This is a genomic window from Sphingomonas trueperi (assembly GCF_040545965.1).
GTDB lineage: Bacteria > Pseudomonadota > Alphaproteobacteria > Sphingomonadales > Sphingomonadaceae > Sphingomonas > Sphingomonas trueperi_C.
In genome coordinates, this window is record NZ_JBEPMV010000003.1 from 151,972 (window position 1) to 170,709 (window position 18,738).

Sequence of the window (18,738 nt, forward strand, 5' to 3'; positions counted from 1 at the left end):
CAAGCTGGAACGGCCGGCTGCGCGTGTCCGCGCGCCGACGCTGATTTTGTGAGAATTATAGGATAAGTGTTTTGGCTAGACCGTAAAATGACCCCAAATGTTTTCGGTCTCACCTGTTTCCGAATGTTGCGAGCGTGCGCAGCGCGCACGAAAAAGGGGCGGAAGCATCGCCTCCGCCCCTCCCCGGGTATCTCCTCCGCTGAGCGAAGGGTTCAGTAGTTAAGGCCAAAACGGATGCCCGCATAGCGGCGGAAATCGCGCGGCAGCAACGACTGGGTCGCCAGCGTGTTGGGCGAGTCCTTCACCGGCAGAATGTTGAAGTTCGACGCCGTGTTCACCAGCGACTGGAAATACTGCTTGTCGAACAGATTGTTGACGAACAGCGTCGCTTCCCAGCGGCGCTTGTGGTCGCGGATGCCGGCGCTCACGTTGAAGATGCTGAAGGCGGGCTGGAACGTCTCGGGATCGTGCGCCACATAATAGACGCTCGACTGATACTGCCAGCTGCCCTGGACCACGCCGTTCAGCTTGTCGGTCAGCGCAGGCGTATATTCGATCGTGGCGTTCGCTTTCCATTCCGGTGCCTGCGCTGCGCGCGTGCCCGTGAGGTTCTGGTATGCCGGCTTGCCAGGGTTACACCCCTGCGCCTGGGTCTGCAGCGGGTAGCAGCGTGCCGTGGGGTACGAAGTGTAGGTCGCGTCGAGATAGGTCGCCGCGCCGCTGATCGTCAGATCGCGGGTGATGCGCGCCGCGCTCTCGAACTCGAGCCCCTTGGTGTTGAGTCCACCGACGTTGGTCAGGCGATAGTTGCTGGTGCCGTTGATCGTTTCGATCGACTGCGCCTGCAGGTCCGTATAGTCCGTGTCGAAATAGGTGACATTGAACGTCATGCGCCGCCCGAAAAACTGCGTGCGGATACCCAGTTCCTTGTCCTTCGACGTTTCCGGACGGATCGGCCCGGCGTCGGCACGCCCCTGATTGAAGCCGGTGGTCAGATCATAGGTCTGGCCCTTGTAGCCGGTGGCGTAGCTACCGAAGAACATGATGTCGCGGGTCGCCTGGTATTGCAGACCCAGGCGATAAGTGGTGGCATTGTCGCTGGCATGGCCGTCCCAGCTGGTAGGGACCTTCAGATTCTTGTCGAGGAAGGTGTACTTCACCCGCTCGTTCTGCGCGCGGCCGCCCACGGTGGCGGTGAGGTTCTTGACGAACTCCCAGTCGATCTGGCCGAAGGCCGCGATCTGGCGCGAACCCGAAGTCGCGAACCAGTCGGCCTGCGAGAAGGCCGGTCCGCGGCGGAACGGGCGCTGGAAGTTCACATTCGCGTAGTAGACGCCCAATGCGTAACGGAACGCGTCCGTCCCCGGCGATAGCAGGCGGATTTCCTGGGTGAACAGCTTCGACTTGAACGCGCCCACCTGGGTGTTGCGGCCGAAGGGACCCGGCGCAGCGCTGTCGTCATGATCGATATAGTCGTCCATTCGGAACTTGTCGTACGAGGTCAGGCCAAGCACGTTCATCTTGCCGATGTTGATATCGGTGCGGAGCATCGTGCCCCAGCCCCAATATTTGGTACCGGCACGATCATTGTTGGCGACCTTCTGATTCAGCGGGTCGATCGTAATGCCTGGCAGGATAACGGACGGGGTAAGGCCGGCCTGGTAGCTCAGCAGCCCGTTCGGATCGGCGTGGATGAACGGACGTCCCACGGTGCTGTTGCCGTTCAGATAGTTGCCCGAAAGCGTGAAGACGACATCGGGGGTCGCCTTCCACTTGAGCTTGCCGCGGGTGCTCAGCGTCTCGCGGCCATTGACGTCCTTGCCATCGATGACGTTGCGGACATTGCCGCCCCAGTTCGAATAGCTGGCCGAGAAGACATAGCCGAGCGTATCGCTGATCGGGCCGGTGACGCTGAAATTGCCGCCATATTCGCGGTCGTCGGTGGCGGTGAGGTTGGCCTTGACGTGGAAGTCGTTGGTCGGCTGCGTCGTCATGATCTTGATCAGGCCGGCCGACGCTGCCTTGCCATACAGCGTGCTCTGCGGACCGCGCAGCACCTCGATCATCGCCACGTCGGGCAGATCGGTGAAGGCACGCGCCTGGAAGGCGAGCGGCACGCCGTCGACGGTTACCGCGACCGAGGATTCGACGCCGATGCCGAAGGCATAGGTGCCGACGCCGCGCAGCGAGACGTTGGAATTGACCGGGTTCTCGGCCGTGCGGATCACCAGCGACGGCGCGACCTTGCCGAGATCCTGGAAGTGTCGGACGCCCTGCGCCTCGAGCTGGGCGGGGGTGACGACCTGCACCGCGAGCGGAACGTTCTGGATGTTCTCGAAGCGCTTCTGCGCGGTCGTGGTGACGATGATCTCGCCGTCATCCTTGGACGGCGCCGCGGCCTGGGCCGGCGCGGCCGCCGGATCGCGATGCTCTTCCGCCACGTTCGCGTGCGCGGCGCTGCCGATGAACGATGCGGCGAGCGCAAGCGTGCACAGCGGAAACTGGTAACCCCTCATTAATCATGCCCCTTTGGAAGGTGAACCTCATCCCTCCTCTCCCAACGCCGGTATACTCTCTGGCCACCGGTCGCCCTGTCCTGACAATTGTAGGACCGGCGGGAGAATTCCCAAATTTGCTTGAGAATTATCGCCAACCTTTGCCAATAACGGGAGCAAAGTGTAACGCAGGAGCCACAGTCAGGCAAACGTTTGCATTTTGTTATACGAAAAAGGGCGGAGGTTTCCCCCCGCCCTTTTCTTCACCGTCTTGATCTATTCGCTCAGTAGTTCACGCCGAAGCGGATACCCGCGTAGCGACGGAAGTCACGCGGCAGGATGACCTGCGTGGCGAGCTGGGGCTGGATGCCCCAGTTGCCTGCCGAGTTCACGAGCGAGGGGTAATATTGCTTGTCGAACAGGTTGCTGACGAAAACCGTCGCTTCCCAACGGCGCTTGTGATCGCGCACGCCCAGGCCCAGATTGAAGATGCTGAACGCCGGCTGGAACTGCTGCGGATCGCGCGCGGCATAATAGACATCCCCCTGGTACTGCCAGCTGAGCTGCGCGACGCCGTTCAGCGTTTCGGTGAGGGCCGGGGCGAAGTCGATCGCCGCGGAGGTCTTCCATTCCGGCGACTGCACGGCGCGCGTGCCGGTCAGCACCTGGTACGTCAATTTGCCCAAGGTGGCACAACCTGCCGCAGCCGACTGCAGCGCGTAACAGGGCGCCGCGGGGAACGAGGTGTAGGTCGCGTCCAGATAGGTCGCCGAACCGCTGATCGTGAGATCCCGGATCGGCCGCGCCGCCACTTCGAACTCGAGGCCCTTGGTATTGAGGCCGCCGACGTTCGTCAGGCGAAAGTTGGCTACGCCATCGATCGTTTCAATCGTCTGCGCCTGCAGGTTGGTATAATTGGTGTCGAAATAGGTGACGTTGAAGGTCACGTGACGATCGAAGAACTGGGTGCGGATACCGAGTTCCTTGTCCTTCGACGTCTCCGGCTTGATCGGGCCCGCATTGGCACGGCTCTGGTTGAAGCCGGTGGTCAGGTCGTACGTCTGGCCCTTGTAGCCAGTCGAGTAGCTGCCGAACAGCATCACGTCGGGTGTCGCCTGCCAGTTGAGGCCCAGGCGGTAGGTGGTGGCATTGTCGCTGGCATTGCCGGCGAAGCTGGCCTTCGCAATGTTGTCGCGGAAGGTATATTTCACGCGCTCGTTCTGTGCACGGCCACCTACCGTCGCGGTCAGGCTCTTGATGAATTCCCAGTCGATCTGCCCGAATGCGGCGATCTGCCGCGAACCCGAGGTGGCGTACCAATCGGCCGACGAATAGGCAGGTCCACGCAGGAACGGGCGCTGGAACTGCGTGTTGGCATAATAGAGGCCCAGGGCGTAGCGGAACGCGTCGGTACCCGGCGACAGCAGCCGGATTTCCTGGGTGAACATCTTCGACTTGAAGGCGCCGATCTGGAGGTTCTTGATCTTCGTCGACGACGTGTCGTCATGGTCGAGATAATCGTCCAGGCGGAAGCGGTCATAGTTGGTCAGGCCGAGCAACTGCAGCTTGCCGATGTTGATGTCGGTACGCAGCAGGCCGCCGGCGCCCCAGTATTTGGTGCGCGAGTCATAGTCGTTGCTGACGGTCTGGTTGCCTTCGCTGACCGTCACGCCCGGCATGGTGACGGCGCTGGTCTGCCCCGCCGAGCCGCGCAGCAGTGCGGTCGGCGCCATGCGGATGAACGGGCGGCCCACCGTGGTGTTGCCGTTCAGATAATTGCCCGACAGCGTGAAAACGACGTCCGGCGACGCCTTCCACTTGAGCTTGGCACGCGTGTTCAGCGTCTCGCGGCCATTGACCTTCTTGCCGTTGAAGACGTTGAGGACGTTGCCGTCCCAGTTCGAATAGCTGGCCGAGAAGACATAGCCCAGCTTGTCGTTCAGCGGGCCGCTGACGCTGAAATTGGCGCCATATTCGTTGTCGTCGGTGACGGTCGTGTTGGCCTTGATGTGGAAGTCGTTGGTCGGCTGGGTGGTCATGATCTTGATCAGACCGGCCGAGGCCGCCTTGCCGTACAGCGTGCTCTGCGGACCGCGCAGCACTTCGATCTGCGCGACGTCGGGCAGATCGGTGAAGGCGCGCGCCTGGAAGGCCAGCGCCGCGCCGTCGACGGTCACGGCGACCGAGGATTCCACGCCGATGCCGAAGGCGAAGGTGCCGACGCCGCGCAGCGAGACGTTGGCGTTGACCGGGTGTTCGGCCGGGCGGATGGTCAGCGAGGGCGCGACCTTGCCGAGATCCTGGAAGTTGCGAACGCCCTGAGCTTCCAGCTGTGCGGGGGTCACCACCTGCACCGCGAGCGGGACGTTCTGGATATTTTCGAAGCGCTTCTGGGCGGTCGTGGTAACGACGATCTCACCATCGTCCTGCGCCATCTTGCCGGCCGACTGGGCCACGGCGGCACCTGCGGCAGCGGTAGTTGCGGCGGACGTGTCAACGGTCTGGGTCTGAGCATGGGCGCTGCACGCCATGCATGCAGCAACTAGTGCGACATGCGCGACCGATACTTGGTAACCTCTCATTAATACTCCCCTTGTCCGGCAGGGTTCTACCCGCACCTCACTTTTAGACAGCCGGACAATAGGTTCCCCGACATCGCGAGAAATATCGGGGAAACACGGTGTGCAATCGTTTGTTACTTACGGTTGATCCAAATCTGTTGCTGAGAGGCAACAGTTGCGGTCACATCACCTTTCACTTCTACTTTGCGTTGGTCATTATTTGGCATCAACAAGGTTATATCCTTAGCTCCCAATGTGACACCTTGTTGCTGAAGGCGGACCAATATCCGGTTCTCGTGCGCCTCGCCCTGCACATGCCAGCGCAGGATGCCATGCTGACTGTCGCCCTCGTCTTCGATCACTTCGCAGGTGAAGGCGCCCGCGCGCGGCGGGAAGAGGCACAGGGCGCGGCGCGGGGCACCGGCTCGCCAGCCGCCATCCGCCAAATCGACCAGCATCGCCGAACCCGCGCGCGCGAACAGCGGCGGGGGCTCGTCCAGCGGCGCGGCGACCGTCACCCAGGCACCGCCGGCGAAGGTCTCGCCGGTCCAAACGTGGGTCCAGTCGGTGCCCGCGGGCAGATACAGCCGCCGATCGGTCGCCCCCTGCTCCACCACGGGCGCGGCGAGCACATCGGTGCCGAGCAGATGCTCGTCGCTTTCCGCCCAGCATTGCGGATCCTGGGGGAACACCGCCCAAGTCGGCAGCACCATCGGCACATAGTCCGAGTGATAGCGGTGCAGCAGGTCGTGGAAGAACGGCACCAGCTGCTGGCGCAGCCGCATCAGCGCCTGGATCGCGGGCAGCGCCTCCGGGTACATCCAGGGCTCGTTGACGGTGCGATCGTCGTTCCAGCTATGGATGCTGAAGCGCGGCATCAGCACGCCCGCCTGCACCCAGCGGACCAGCAGCTCGGGGTCCGGCGCCGGACCCGCAAAGCCGCCCACGTCATGGCCGCTGTTCGACACGCCCGACAGCGCCAGGCCGATCGCCATCCGCGCATTGTAGCGCAGCGTCTTCCATTCGGTGCGGTTGTCGCCGGTCCAGGTCTGGGCGTAGCGCTGCAGCCCGGCCATGCCGGCGCGGGTGACGACATAGGGCAGTTCGTCGGGCCGCGCCTCAATCTGCGCGCGGCGCGAGGCGCGCATCATCAGCAGCGGCTGGACCGGCCGCATCGCCGCGGCGGGCACCGAGGTGCCGAAGCCGGCGAAGCGCGCGCGGGCATCCCACACTTCATATTCGTTATTGTCGTTCCACGTCGAACGGATGCCGTTGTCGAGAAGCGCCGACGTCACCTGCGCGCGCCACCAGGCAGCGGCGTCCGGATTGGTGAAGTCGATATAGCTGCCGACTTCGTCCCAGAACTGCGCCTCGACGGGCTGGCCCTCAGCGTCGCTCACGAAATAGCCCGCTGCCGCGACCTCATCATAGCGCGGGTGGCTGCGCAGCAGCGCCGGCTTGATGTTCGGCACCAGCTCGACGCCAGCCTCGGCATAGCTCGACACGAACGCCTTGGGATCGGGGAACTTGTCGCGGTTCCAGTGGAACACATAGCGCTTGTCGCCGATCGAGGTGTAGCCCGAGGAGAGGTGGAACGAGGTGCAGCCGATGTCATGCTCGGCGAGCTTCTCCAGGAACCCGCCCATCTGCGCCGCGGCGTCGGGCGCGTCGGTATAGGTCATGGTCGAGCCCGAATAGCCGAGCGACCAGCGCGGCATCAGCGCTGGGCGGCCGGTCAGCCAGGTGAAGCGCTTGGTCACCGCCAGCGGATCGGGCCCGGCGATCATCCACAGGTCGACATCGCCATGCTCGGCGACCATGTGGCGATAATAGCCGTGGTAATTGTCGAGCTCGCGCCCGAAATCGAACGCGACGTCGGCCACCGTGTCGTAGAAGGCGCCGTGGCAGCGGCCGCTCTCGTCTGCGACCAGCACATAGGGGATCGACTTGTACTGCGGATCGCTCGTTTCCGCGTCATAGCCCATCGGGTCGAGGTTGGTCAGGCGGAAGCTGCGGCCGGCGCGGTTGGCATCGCCGGTGCGATCGCCCAGGCCGTAGAAGCGCTCGCCCGGGCTGCGCGCGACATAGTGATGCGCCTTGCCGTCCCACCAGCCGAAATCATAGGCGTGGGTCGGCCGATCCTGCGCCATCAGGACCCAGTCGTCGCCGTCGCGCTGCTCCCAGCGGCAGTGCAGCCCGTGCAGCCGTGCGGTGAGCCGGATGCGATCGCTCTCCAGCACCAGCTGCTCGGCATCGTGCGACAGTCTATAGGCCGGGCAGGTAAAGCCGGACACGTCCATCCGGCCGCGACCCGGCTCGGCAATGTCCTCCTGCCCCGGCGCGATCGCCCAGCTCGGCGGGCTGGTGACGGCACCGGTCGCCAGCAGCAGCAGCCGCACCATGTCCGGCTCGAGCACGAACAGATGGGCGACCGCGCCGGTATCGGACTCCAGCGTGATCCGCCCCTGCCCCTCCTCGGCGACGGTAAAGCGCGGGGGATTGGATAGCGTGGCGCGTCTCATTTCACAGGCTCCGGAAGGCGAAGATGGCGCAGGCCGGCGATCAGCACGACGGCACCGATAATGTCGAAGACGGAAAGCATGCCGAACAGCGGCGCATAGCCGACCGTGTCGGCCAGCTGCCCGATCAGCAGCGAGAAGAGCAGCCCGCCGACCCAGCCGGCCTGGCCGATAAAGCCGTTGGCCGCGCCGACTTCCTCGGGCGTGAACACGTCGGCCGACAGCGTGTTGATCAGCACTGAGATCATCTGGTGGGCAAAGCCGCCGACGCAGAATAGCGCGATCGCGGTATAGGGGCTGGCAGCCAGCCCGATGCAGCCCGGCGCGATCATCAGCACCGCCGCCAGCGCGACGCCGGCGACGCGCGAGGCGATCAGCGGTAGGCGGAAGCGCGTCACTAGGAAGGGCGAGAGATAGCCGCCCAGCACCCCGCCCAGATCGGCGGCGAGGAAAGGCAGCCAGGCGAACAGCGCGATCTGCTTGAGGTCCATGCCGCGTTCGGTGGCAAGGTACAGCGGGATCCAGAAGCTGAAGGTCTGCCAGGCCGGCTCGGCGAGGAAGCGCGGCACCGCGATGATCCAGAAGCGTGCGGTACCCAGGATCTCGCGTGCCGAGGCACGACGATCGAGCGGCGCCGTCCTTCCGTCGGCGATCAACATGCGTTCATGATGGGTGATCTTGGGATGGTTGCCGGGGCTGCGGTAGAACACCCACCAGGCGAGCGACCAGAGCAGCCCCACCGCGCCGGTGACCACGAACGCCATCCGCCAGTCGGTATAGATCATCACGATCGCCACCACCGGCGGCGCCAGCAGCGCGCCGAGCGAGGTGCCGGCGTTGAACCAGCCGACCGCCACCGAACGCTCGCGCGCCGGAAACCATTCGGCGATCGCCTTGATACCGGAGGGGATCGCGGCGGATTCGAACATGCCGAGCAGCCCGCGAAAGAACACCAGCCCCAGCCAACCCGCCGCCAGCGCGTGGAGCATGTTGGCGACCGACCACGCCGCGCCGAACAGCGCGAAGCCAGCGCGCAGCCCGATGCGGTCGACAATCATCCCCGCGACCGGTTGCATCACCGTATAGGCGAGCTGGAAGCCGCCGACCACGTAGCTGTATTGCTCGGTGGTCATGTGCATCACGGTCTTCAGCTCGGGTGCGAGCACGCCCAGCGAGTTACGCGCAAGATAATTGGCAATGGTGCCGGCACAGATCAGCCCGACGATCCACCAGCGAAGATGGGCAATACGCCGCATAAACCTTTCACTGCCCTCTCTGAATGGCTCCCCGGCCATTCTGTTCTTCGGTTTCGGCAATCCTGCACAGATTGGCCTGACCAATCAAGCGTCCGTCTGCGTCACCTTCACTTGCCCCGCCGCGCAGGCCGCCGCGATCCCAGGATGTAGGAGGCGATCGGTGACCAAATGATCAACGATGCCGATCTCGGCGATCCGCACGGGTGCCGGCCTGCCGAACTTGGTCTGGTCGGTCCCGAGGATCACGGTGCGCGCCTGCTCGATGATCGTCTGCGAGACGCGCACCTCGTCCATGTCGAAGTCGAGCAGCGTCCCCTCCTCGTCGATCGCCGAGGCCCCGATCAGCGCATAATCGAGCTTGAAGCCGCGCAGGAAATCCATCGCCAGCGCGCCCACCACGGCGCGGTCGCTGGCGCGCACCCGGCCGCCGACCACCACCACTTCGATCGTCGGCACGCCGCCCAGGATGTCGGCGACATTGAGATTGTTGGTCACCACCAGCAGGTGGCGGTGCAGCACCAGCGCGCGGGCAATCGCCTCGGTGGTCGTGCCGATATTGATGAACAGGCTGGCGCCGTCGGGCACCAGCGCCGCCGCCGCGGCGCCGATCGCCGCCTTGGCGTCGGCCGCGACCTGGCGCCGCGCCTCGCGATCGAGATTGTCTACGCCCGAGGTCACCACCGCACCGCCATGCACGCGCGACAGCATTGCCCGTTTGGCGAGCTGGTTGAGATCGCGCCGAATCGTCTGCGGCGTCACTTCCAGCGCCGTCGCCAGCGCCTCGACGCTCACGCTGCCGGTCCGCCGGGCGAGTTCGAGGATCCGCGCATGGCGCCCCGCGACCAGATCGGGCAGGTCCTCGGCCATCAGGCCGACCGCGCCATCCGCCGGGGCTCGCCCGCGAGATATTCAGTGAGCCGCTCGGCGGTGCCCGGCGGCACGTGCAGCCCCAGCTTGCTGCGGCGATAGAGGATGTCTTCCGCGGTCACCGCCCATTCCTGCGCACGCAGATAGTCGACTTCGCGCAGCGTCAGCCCGCCGCCGAGATCCGCGCCCAGGTCGAACGGAGTCATCGCATCACCGAGCAGCGCATGGACCCGCGTGCCGTAGGCACGGGCGAGCCGCCGCAGGAGCTCGGCCGGCATGCCCGGCCGGGCATATTGCAGGCCGGCGACGAAGCGATCGAAATCGCCCTCGGGCAGGTCGCCGCCGGGCAGCACCGCGCCTGCGGTCCAGGCACCCGTCGCCTGCGGGAAGAAGCGCGCCAGTTCGGCCATCGCGTGCTCGGCGAGCTTGCGATAGGTGGTGATCTTGCCGCCGAAGATGCTCAGCATCGGCGCGCGGTCTTCGTCGCCGTCGAGATCGAGCACATAGTCGCGTGTTACCGCCGAGGCATTGCCGGCCTTGTCGTCATAGAGCGGGCGAATGCCGGCATAGCTCCACACCACGTCCTTCTCGGACGGGGGATCGTCGAAATAGCGCGCGGCGGTATCGAGCAGGTAGCGGGTTTCCTCGGCGCTGATCTGCGCCTCGCCCGGCGCGCCCTCCCACACCTGGTCGGTGGTGCCGATCAGCGTGTACTTGCCCTCATAGGGGACGGTGAACACGATCCGGCGATCGGGGTTCTGCAGCATGAAGGCATGGTCGCCCGGATAGAGCCTGGGCACGACGAGATGGCTGCCCTTGACCAGCCGCAGCCCTCGATCGGCGACCACGTCGGGCACGCGGCCCAGCACGTCCGCCACCCAGGGGCCCGCCGCATTGACCAGCGCCTTGGCGCGCACCGTCCGCTCGCCCGTATCGTCGGCGATGGTCGCGGTCCATTCGCGCCCCTCGCGACGCGCCCGGCGCAGCGCGGTGCGGGTGCGGATGTCCGCCCCCTTCTCCGCCGCGTCCATCGCGTTGAGCACCACCAGCCGGCTGTCTTCCACCCAGCAGTCCGAATAGACGAAGGCCTTGCCCTTGGCGGTCTTGAGCCCGCGCCCGAACGGGGTGCGGGCAAGGTCGATTGTGTCGGTGCCCGGCAGCTTCTTCCGCCCGCCGAGATGATCGTAGAGGAACAGCCCCAGCCGCACCATCCAGGCCGGGCGCGGCGACTGGGTCTGCGGCAGCACGAAGCGCAGCGGCCAGATGATGTGCGGCGCCATGCCCCACAGCCGCTCGCGCTCGATCAGCGCCTCGCGCACCAGTCGGAACTCGCCATATTCGAGATAGCGCAGGCCGCCATGGATCAGCTTGGTCGAGGCCGAGGAAGTGTGGCTGGCCAGGTCTTCCTTCTCGACCAGCAGCACCGACAGGCCCCGCCCCGCCGCATCGCGCGCGATCCCGGCGCCGTTGATGCCGCCGCCCACTACCAGCAGATCGAAACGCTCTTCGGAGTATGCGGCCGCCATGCTTCGCCTCATGTTCGCTATTTTTCGTTTATAGCAGCAAGCGAACAGAAACGAAAGCGTTGACGCGCGAACGAAAATCTACGAGCGTCCGAACGAACATGGGAGAGGCTTTGGTGGACCGGAATCACATTCTCGCGATCGATCAGGGCACCACCTCGACGCGCAGCGTGATCTTCGATTCGGCCGGACGCCGCGTCGCCACAGCGCAGACCGAATTCGAACAGCATTATCCCGACCAAGGCTGGGTGGAGCATGATCCCGAGACGATCTGGCGCGATGCGCTCATCACCGCGCGCGAAGCGCTGCTCAAGAGCGGCGTCGGGGTGGCGAGCATCGCCGCGATCGGCATCACCAATCAGCGCGAGACGACGCTCGTCTGGGACCGCGCCACCGGCGAACCGATCCACCGCGCGATCGTCTGGCAGGACCGCCGCACCGCCGATCGCTGCGCCGAGCTCAAGGCGGAGGGCGTAGAGGCCGAGGTGCGGGCGCGCACCGGGCTGCTGGTCGACCCCTATTTCTCGGCGACCAAGCTCGGCTGGATCCTCGACCATGTGCCGGGCGCACGCGCGCGGGCCGAGCGCGGCGAACTCGCCTTCGGCACGATCGACAGCTTCCTGCTCTGGCGGCTGACCAAGGGCGCGGTGCATGCAACCGACGTGACCAATGCGGCACGCACCTCGCTGTTCAACATCCACACGGGCGAATGGGACGCCGAGCTGTGCCGGCTGTTCGGCATTCCCATGGCGCTGCTGCCCGCGGTGCACGACAACGCCCATGTCTATGGGATGACGGATCCCGAATGGTTCGGCCTGCCGATCCCGATCGCGGGCATGGCGGGCGACCAGCAGGCCGCGCTGTTCGGCCAGTGCTGCTTCGCGCCGGGCACCGCCAAGTCGACCTACGGCACCGGCTGCTTCCTGCTGCTCAACACCGGCGACAAGGCCGTCGCCTCCGAGCACCGGATGCTCACCACCCCCGCCTACCGCATCAACGGGCGGACCTCCTACGCGCTGGAAGGCTCGATCTTTGTCGCCGGTGCCGCGATCAAGTGGCTGCGCGACGGCATCGGCGTGATCACCCATGCCCGCCAGACCAACGACATGGCGACGCGCGTGTCGGACAGCCACGGCGTCTACATGGTCCCGGCGTTCGTCGGGCTCGGCGCGCCGCACTGGGATCCCGAGGCGCGCGGCGCGATCTTCGGGCTGACGCTCAGTGCAACCCAAGCCCATCTCGCCCGGGCGGCGCTCGAGGCTGTGGCCTACCAGACCTACGACCTGGTCGCGGCGATGGTGCAGGATGGCGGCGTGCGACCGGCGATGCTGCGTGTCGACGGCGGCATGGCGGCGAACGACTGGCTGTGCCGGTTCCTTGCCGACATCCTCGACGTCGCAGTGGAGCGGCCGGACGATCTGGAGACCACCGCGCGCGGCGCGGCGTTCCATGCCGGGCTGGCGGTGGGGCTATGGTCGGGGCTCGATGAACTCTCGGCGATCTGGTCGCGTCAGGCCTGCTTCGAGCCGGCGATGGAAGCGGGGCACCGGACCACGCTGCTCGCTGGGTGGCACGACGCCCTGCGGCGGACACTGGGGTAACATTCCTTTCTCAAGCCCCTCCTCCTTGGAGGAGGGGTAGGGGTGGAGGGATTCCAGAACTGAGGTTGGTCTCGGTGAGACACTGCCCCACCCCACCCCCCCCCTGAAGGGGAGGGGCTATTATCGTTCCCCCTTGCTTTCCTACGTGACTCGATTTAACACTGAACCATATGGTTCAGTATAGCAGCGCCGCGCTGGATGCGTTGTTCGCCGCGCTCTCCGATGCCACCCGCCGTGGCATCCTGGAGCAGCTCGGGCGGCAGGAAAGCTCGGTCTCCGCGCTCGCCGATGCGTTCGACATGACCCTTACCGGCATGAAGAAGCATATCGGCGTGCTGGAACAGGCAGGCCTCGTCACCACCGAGAAGATCGGGCGAGTGCGGACCTGCCGGCTGGACGGCCGGGGCCTGCGGGCCGAGGCCGCCTGGATCGAAGGCATACAGCAACTTTGGGATGCGCGGTTCGACGTGCTGGACGGAATCGTAGAGGAACTCAAACGCAAGGAGCAGTCGGATGGGCCTGAGCATGCATGACGCGGCAATGTCGCGGACCAAGGTGGAGCGCACCTCGGACGTGGATATGGTCGTCCGGCGAACCTTCGACGCCCCCGCCCGCCTCGTCTTCCAGGCGTGGAGCGACGCCGAACTGTTCCGCCGCTGGTGGGTGCCCGCGTCCGCGCCGGTCCGCCTGCGGACCTGCGAGATGGAGGTGCGCACCGGCGGCAGCTACCGGCTCGAATTCGGTGAGGATGAGGGGCCGGTGCATGCCTTTTTCGGCCGCTATGTCGAAGTGGTCCCGAACGAGAAGATCGTCTGGACTAACGAGGAAAGCGACGACGGCGCGCTGACTACGGTGACCTTCGAGGAGACCGACGGCAAGACGCTGGTGACCTATCATGACCGCCACGGCTCGAAGGAGTCGCTCGACGCGGCCTTCGAGGACATGGAAGGTGGGATCGCCGAGCAGTTCGACCAGCTGGCGGCGGTGGTGGAGGGATAAAGCCCCTCCTCCTTGGAGGAGGGGTTGGGGGTGGAGGGATTCCAGAACGCTCGTTGGTCTCGGTGAGACACCGCCCCACCCCAACCCCTCCCCTAAAGGGGAGGGGCTTAGCGACTGTCTCTACAACGTCACCGCGAACTTCAGCCCCAACACCCCGACATCCTTGGCGTTCTTCACCCCGCCCGGCTGGTGGATCCACTGCACGTTGGGCTGCACCACCAGCCATTCGGTAGGCGAGACGCTGTAGTAGAGCTCGGCCGCATATTCCGCATCCCGCGCCGGCTTGCCCGCGAGCCGATCCGCGGTGTCGATCCGACCGTTCACATTAGTCCGCGCGACCGCCAGCCCGATCACGTCGCCCGGGAGGCTAGGCGCGAGGCCCTTGTAGAAAAGGCCCACCGAGACCTGGTTGTCGGTCAGCGACGTCGCCCGATCGGCGAAGGTCGCATTGGCGAACATGCTGAAGCCGGTCAGCGAGCGGCCATCCTTCGAGGTACCGGTCAGCTGCTGCTGGACGCTGGCGAACACGCCGTAGCGGCTCGAATGCTGGAGCGGGGCCAGCCCCGTCACCGCGCGCGGCTGGCGGTTGATGTCGAGCACCAGATCGTCGCCGTCGGCGGTCGAGATCCAGCCGCCCAGCTTGTACGAGCCGACATGGCCCTTGTCGCCGCCGCGCGTCCAGCCGATCTCGGCGGGGAGCAGCACGCCGGTCGCGCCCTTGAAATGGCCGATGAAGAAGGTGCTCTCCAGGTTGCGCGGGTTCACCTCATAGGCACCGCCCTGGACATAGACGCCGGGCGCCACGTCGACATGGACGTTGGCACCCCATTGGCTAACCGGCCAGTTGTACCAATAGTCGCCGACGAGATTGCCCGGCTGGGCGCCGCAGAAGCTCAGATTCTGGAAGTGGCAGGAAAAGACCGCGAAATCCTCGCCGGGATTGGTGCGGCCCAGCTTCACTTCCACCTTGCTGCCCAGCTTCTGCTGGAGCCACAGCTGCGTCACGCGCACCGTCTGGCCGCGGCCATAGACTTCCTGCACCTGCTGCAGCGCGCCGAGGCCGGCGGTGGTGGTCAGGTCGATGCCCCTGCGCCACGTGACGGTGCCCTGCAGCGCCGCCCCGCTCCAACCGACCAACTTGCCTAGATCGAGCAACGCGCCGAAATCGAACTGGCCGGTCTCCGCCACCAGGTTGCGATCCCCGCCGGTGAAGTTGTACGCCGTTTCCGAGGCATAGCGGGCGGAGAGGCCGATACCGCGCTCGCCCATGCGGGTGCGGATATCCTGCCAGTCCCCGATGAGGCCGGGGGGCGGCGCGCTCTGCGTGTCACCGGCCAGCGACGAGGGCGATGGATCGCGCGGGTGGAGCATGTGGCTCCGCGCACGGCGCTGGGTATCCGCGCGCGGCCCGGAGCCGGCATCCGCCTGCGTCGCGTCGGGCTTGGGCTTGTTGAGTTCGTCCGCCGGCGGCGGCGGTGCGCCCACGTCCACCTGCTGCGCCAAGGCGGGCATCGCAGTTCCGAACGCCATGATCGCGAGCAGAGCCCCCTGCCCCACGCGCCAACTCCCACGCTTCATTTCATATCCTTTTATCTCGCGGCGCACCAAAGAGCCGAACGGCCATTTGGTTGCGTTGCGGTGCAACCCCAGCCTTCGGGACTCGCAATCTGCGCCGCATAGGGGATGAACCGCCCTAGCGCATAGGCCTGCGGTGCAGACCTATACCAACGGCTAGCCGACAAGCGTCAGGTCGGGAGGCGGAGCGTCTCCATCGTGCGGATCCAGTGCGGCAGCAGCACGTCGCCCGCGCCGCCCTCGGACTGGTGCAGCACCAGCCCGGCCCCGGCGCGCGCCTCGCTCGGCGTGATGCCGAACGCCGCCTTGAAGGCACGCGAAAAGGTCGACCAGTCGGCGAACCCTCAGCCATACGCAATCTCGGCGATCGACTTGCCGCGTTGCGCCGCATCCCCCAGATCGCTCAGTACGCGCTCCAGCCGCTGGCGCCGGATGAAGTCGCCGACACTGCCCAGCGGCGTGAAGGCGCGGTAAAGCGAGGCGCGCGACATGCCCATCGCGCGGGCTACCATGTCCGGGCCTAGGTCAGGATGCGCAAGGTTTGCGCGGATGAACCGCTTGATCCGGAACAGCGCCGCCACCGCGACCGAGGCGCGGGGACCGCTCTCCTGCACGACGGGCGCGATCAGCCCGCCCATCATCAACCCGGTCGCGCGCGCCACCGCCATCGCATCTTCCGCGCCTGCCTGCGGCAGCCGCTCGACCAGCATTCGAGCATGTTCGCCCAGTAGTTGCGCTGCCAGCGTCTCGCGGCGCAGCACCAGCCCGTGCAACCCGTCGAGCCGCGGCTCGTCGAGTCCCAGCGCGCCGTGGTGCACCACCATGCTGATATTCTCGCAGCCATCGGTGCGGGTAGCGAAGGGCCGCGTCATGTCGGCGACGCAGATGTCGCCGGGACGGGTCACCGTCCCCTCGCCGTCGTGCAGCCGCACATCGCTGCCGCGGGTGATGATCTGGACCAGCACCGCCTCGACGCCGGTTTGCGCTACCTTGCGGATATTGCGGTCATAGCGGAACCCCGCGCCCCACATGCGCGAGCGGCCGATCAGCACCGGCCCGGCGTTGAACCCGTCGAGCCCCACGCTGAAATCGCCCGATACCGCCTCGCGCCGCGTATCGAAGATCGGATCCACCGACGCCGCATAGGCGTCGAAGCGCAGTTCGGGCGGCGCGTTCGAGACGTTGAAATAGGGTACGCCGGGCGCTTCCGCCCGGACCCGCAAGTTCCGCTGTTCCTGCACCACCCCCCTCTACCCCGTTTTTGTAACGCAAGCGTTGCGATTTGAACAGGGTTGCCGTCCCAGCGATGGACAGGAAGGGTCAGGGGTCAGGACTGTCCGCCGTGAAGGGCGAGCAGCAGGGCTTGGTCGCCGGCTTGAACTCCATCAGTTCCACGCGGGTGCCGTCGGGATCGTAGAAATTGGCCTGCCACTTGCCGTCGAGGCCCATTTGTGGGCCGTCATGGCGCGGGCTCAGCCGGTTCTCGCGGTAGAGCGTGGTCACCGCCGCCTGCATGTTGACCACGCCCAGCGATAGATGGTTGAGCACCCCCAGCTGCCGCGCATCGACCTTCTCGGGCGTCACGTCCGAGCCTTCGCCCACCATCATATATTCCAGCCAGTCGCGTCCGTCGGGAAGCTGCTGGGACACCCAGTCGACCTTGTCCGGGTGGAACGCGCCGAACCAATAGGGGCGGAAGCCAAGCAGCGTGCGGTAGAAGCCGTCCTGCTTCGCGCGATCGTGCACTGCATGGCCGACATGGATGATCCGGCCGCTGATTGCCCCCTTCTCCGCCGTGGAGGCGCTGCTGCCGGGCTGGACGAACTGGATCTGGTTGCCCTCGGGATCGAGCCCGCCGAACCATTGGTCGCCGCCTTGCCCGCGCTGCACCGGGGTGAGATCGCGGACGCCGCGCGCGGCGAGCCAACTCCGCAGCTTGCCCGCATCGGCAGTGATGTAGCCGACATGGGCGAGCATGCTCGGGCCATGACCTTTCGGGGCGGGCAGCACCTCGACGAACTGGCGCGGGCTGAAATAATAGCGCACGCCCGCCGCGTCTTCCGGGTCCGTGCCCTTCCGCGCGCCGAGCACCACCCGATAGAAATGATCGCTCGCCGCCATGTCGGTGGCGTAGACGGCGAGGTGCGAGATGCCGGTGATCGGCGGTCGCCCTTCGTTCGGCGGCGCGGCGCCGATCATCGTCGCGGCGATCAGGCCGAGCGCGCTTAGCTTTCGGAACATCGGCATCGTGTCTCTCCCGGCAGGCGATGCTTTCGATCGCGTTTCCAGAAGCATAGCACGCACGCGCCGCGTGTCACCGGGGGTTCGGCGCGGCCCCCGTGCTGGCGCGGCGGATCAGCTCATGGGCGAGCGTCAGCTGCCGCTCGACAGGCTCGATACCGCGCAGGATGCCGACCAGCAGCTCCACCGCGCGCCGCCCGATCATCCCCTTGGGCTGCGCGATCGTCGTCAGCGCCGGATGGAAGAAACGCGCCAGCGGCAGGTCGTCGAAGCCGATCACCGAAACGTCGCCCGGGCACGACAGCCCCGCCGCCCCTACCGCGCTGATTGCCCCCAGCGCCATTTCGTCGCTGAAGCAGAACAATGCGGTCACGCCCTCCGCCAACAGTGCGCGGGCGGCGCGGTGGGCGGAATCGGCACCGTAATCGCCTTCGCGCAGGTGCAGCCGGTCCTTGAGCCCATGCCGATCGGCCGCGCGCAGCACGCCAGCGAGGCGGTCGCGGCTGATCGGGCTGATCGGCGGGCCGGTGATGATGCCGATGCCGCGGTGGCCGAGCGCGACCAGATGCTCGATCGCATCGGCGCTCCCGGCGGCATTGTCGATATGCACGCTCGGCACCCCGATCTCGGGGCTGTACTCGCAGCCATTGACGATCGGCGCCGACGCCCCCTCCCGCGCGACCAGCGCTTCCAGGCTCGCCGGCAGCCGGTGGCCGAGGAACACCAGCCCGTCGACCTCGCGGCGCGACAGCATCTCGGCATACTGGTCCTCGACCTCGGGGTCGTGCCGGGTATCCCCCAGCACCACCGCATAGCCCGCATCGCGCGCCGCCTCCTCGGCGCCGCGGATGACGCTGGCGAAGAAGGGGTTGGAGATGTCCGGCACGGTCAGCAGGATCTTGGCGGCGCGCAGCGTGCGCAGCGTCCGCGCCGCGACGTTGGGCCGGTAATCGAGCGCCTCTACCACCTCCATCACCTTGGCGCGCGTCGCTTCCGCCACCCGCGTGGGCTGGCTCAGCACGCGCGACACCGTGGCAGTGGAAACGCCCGCGGCCGCGGCGACTTCGATAATCGTAGCCATGCAGATATCTTTGTAGCGTG

At 66.1% G+C, this 18,738-nt stretch carries 13 protein-coding genes; 3 read left to right on the plus strand and 10 right to left on the minus strand.

The window, feature by feature from the left end; genetic code table 11:
• Window positions 1-212: 212 nt before the first annotated feature.
• From ABIC35_RS08345 to ABIC35_RS08370, 6 genes are all read right to left on the minus strand, one after another.
• Window positions 213-2,516 (minus strand): TonB-dependent receptor, encoded by a 2,304-nt coding sequence (locus ABIC35_RS08345; protein WP_121075326.1) that lies wholly within the window; start codon window positions 2,514-2,516, stop codon window positions 213-215.
• A gap of 263 nt (window positions 2,517-2,779) precedes the next feature.
• A complete protein-coding gene (locus tag ABIC35_RS08350; protein WP_354278401.1) occupies window positions 2,780-4,951 on the minus strand; it encodes a TonB-dependent receptor in 2,172 nt (723 codons plus the stop codon).
• 239 nt (window positions 4,952-5,190) lie between these two features.
• Entirely contained in the window at window positions 5,191-7,578 is a 2,388-nt protein-coding gene (locus tag ABIC35_RS08355; protein ID WP_121075320.1) for a glycoside hydrolase family 31 protein, read from the minus strand.
• The gene (locus ABIC35_RS08360) at window positions 7,575-8,831 is read right to left on the minus strand and encodes an MFS transporter (protein ID WP_121075317.1); all 1,257 of its coding nucleotides are present in this window, start codon (window positions 8,829-8,831) and stop codon (window positions 7,575-7,577) included. Before ABIC35_RS08360 ends, ABIC35_RS08355 begins: the two co-directional genes overlap by 4 nt.
• Window positions 8,832-8,915: 84 nt before the next feature.
• Entirely contained in the window at window positions 8,916-9,698 is a 783-nt protein-coding gene (locus ABIC35_RS08365) for a DeoR/GlpR family DNA-binding transcription regulator (RefSeq protein ID WP_121075314.1), read from the minus strand.
• Window positions 9,698-11,224: a glycerol-3-phosphate dehydrogenase gene (locus ABIC35_RS08370; protein WP_121075311.1), complete on the minus strand. Its 1,527-nt coding sequence runs from the start codon at window positions 11,222-11,224 to the stop codon at window positions 9,698-9,700. Before ABIC35_RS08370 ends, ABIC35_RS08365 begins: the two co-directional genes overlap by 1 nt.
• A gap of 98 nt (window positions 11,225-11,322) precedes the next feature.
• Between ABIC35_RS08370 and glpK the strand changes: the two genes are divergently transcribed.
• From glpK to ABIC35_RS08385, 3 genes are all read left to right on the plus strand, one after another.
• On the plus strand, window positions 11,323-12,822 hold the full coding sequence (glpK, locus tag ABIC35_RS08375; RefSeq protein ID WP_121075308.1) for a glycerol kinase GlpK: 1,500 nt from the start codon (window positions 11,323-11,325) through the stop codon (window positions 12,820-12,822).
• Between the two features lie 170 nt (window positions 12,823-12,992).
• Window positions 12,993-13,355 (plus strand): ArsR/SmtB family transcription factor, encoded by a 363-nt coding sequence (locus ABIC35_RS08380; protein WP_121075305.1) that lies wholly within the window; start codon window positions 12,993-12,995, stop codon window positions 13,353-13,355.
• Window positions 13,336-13,821, plus strand: coding sequence for an SRPBCC domain-containing protein (locus ABIC35_RS08385; protein WP_121075302.1), 486 nt, complete (start codon window positions 13,336-13,338; stop codon window positions 13,819-13,821). The genes ABIC35_RS08380 and ABIC35_RS08385 overlap by 20 nt, the downstream gene beginning before the upstream one ends.
• A gap of 120 nt (window positions 13,822-13,941) precedes the next feature.
• Here the strand turns inward: ABIC35_RS08385 and ABIC35_RS08390 are convergent, their stop codons facing one another.
• From ABIC35_RS08390 to ABIC35_RS08405, 4 genes are all read right to left on the minus strand, one after another.
• Entirely contained in the window at window positions 13,942-15,399 is a 1,458-nt protein-coding gene (locus ABIC35_RS08390) for a carbohydrate porin (protein ID WP_121075299.1), read from the minus strand.
• A 341-nt stretch (window positions 15,400-15,740) separates the two neighbouring features.
• A complete protein-coding gene (locus ABIC35_RS08395) occupies window positions 15,741-16,619 on the minus strand; it encodes a hypothetical protein (protein WP_183049337.1) in 879 nt (292 codons plus the stop codon).
• 97 nt (window positions 16,620-16,716) lie between these two features.
• Window positions 16,717-17,643, minus strand: a complete 927-nt coding sequence (locus ABIC35_RS08400) for a VOC family protein (protein WP_354278402.1) — start codon at window positions 17,641-17,643, stop codon at window positions 16,717-16,719.
• Window positions 17,644-17,710: 67 nt separating this feature from the next.
• Entirely contained in the window at window positions 17,711-18,718 is a 1,008-nt protein-coding gene (locus ABIC35_RS08405) for a LacI family DNA-binding transcriptional regulator (RefSeq protein ID WP_121075293.1), read from the minus strand.
• Between the last annotated feature and the right edge of the window lie 20 nt (window positions 18,719-18,738).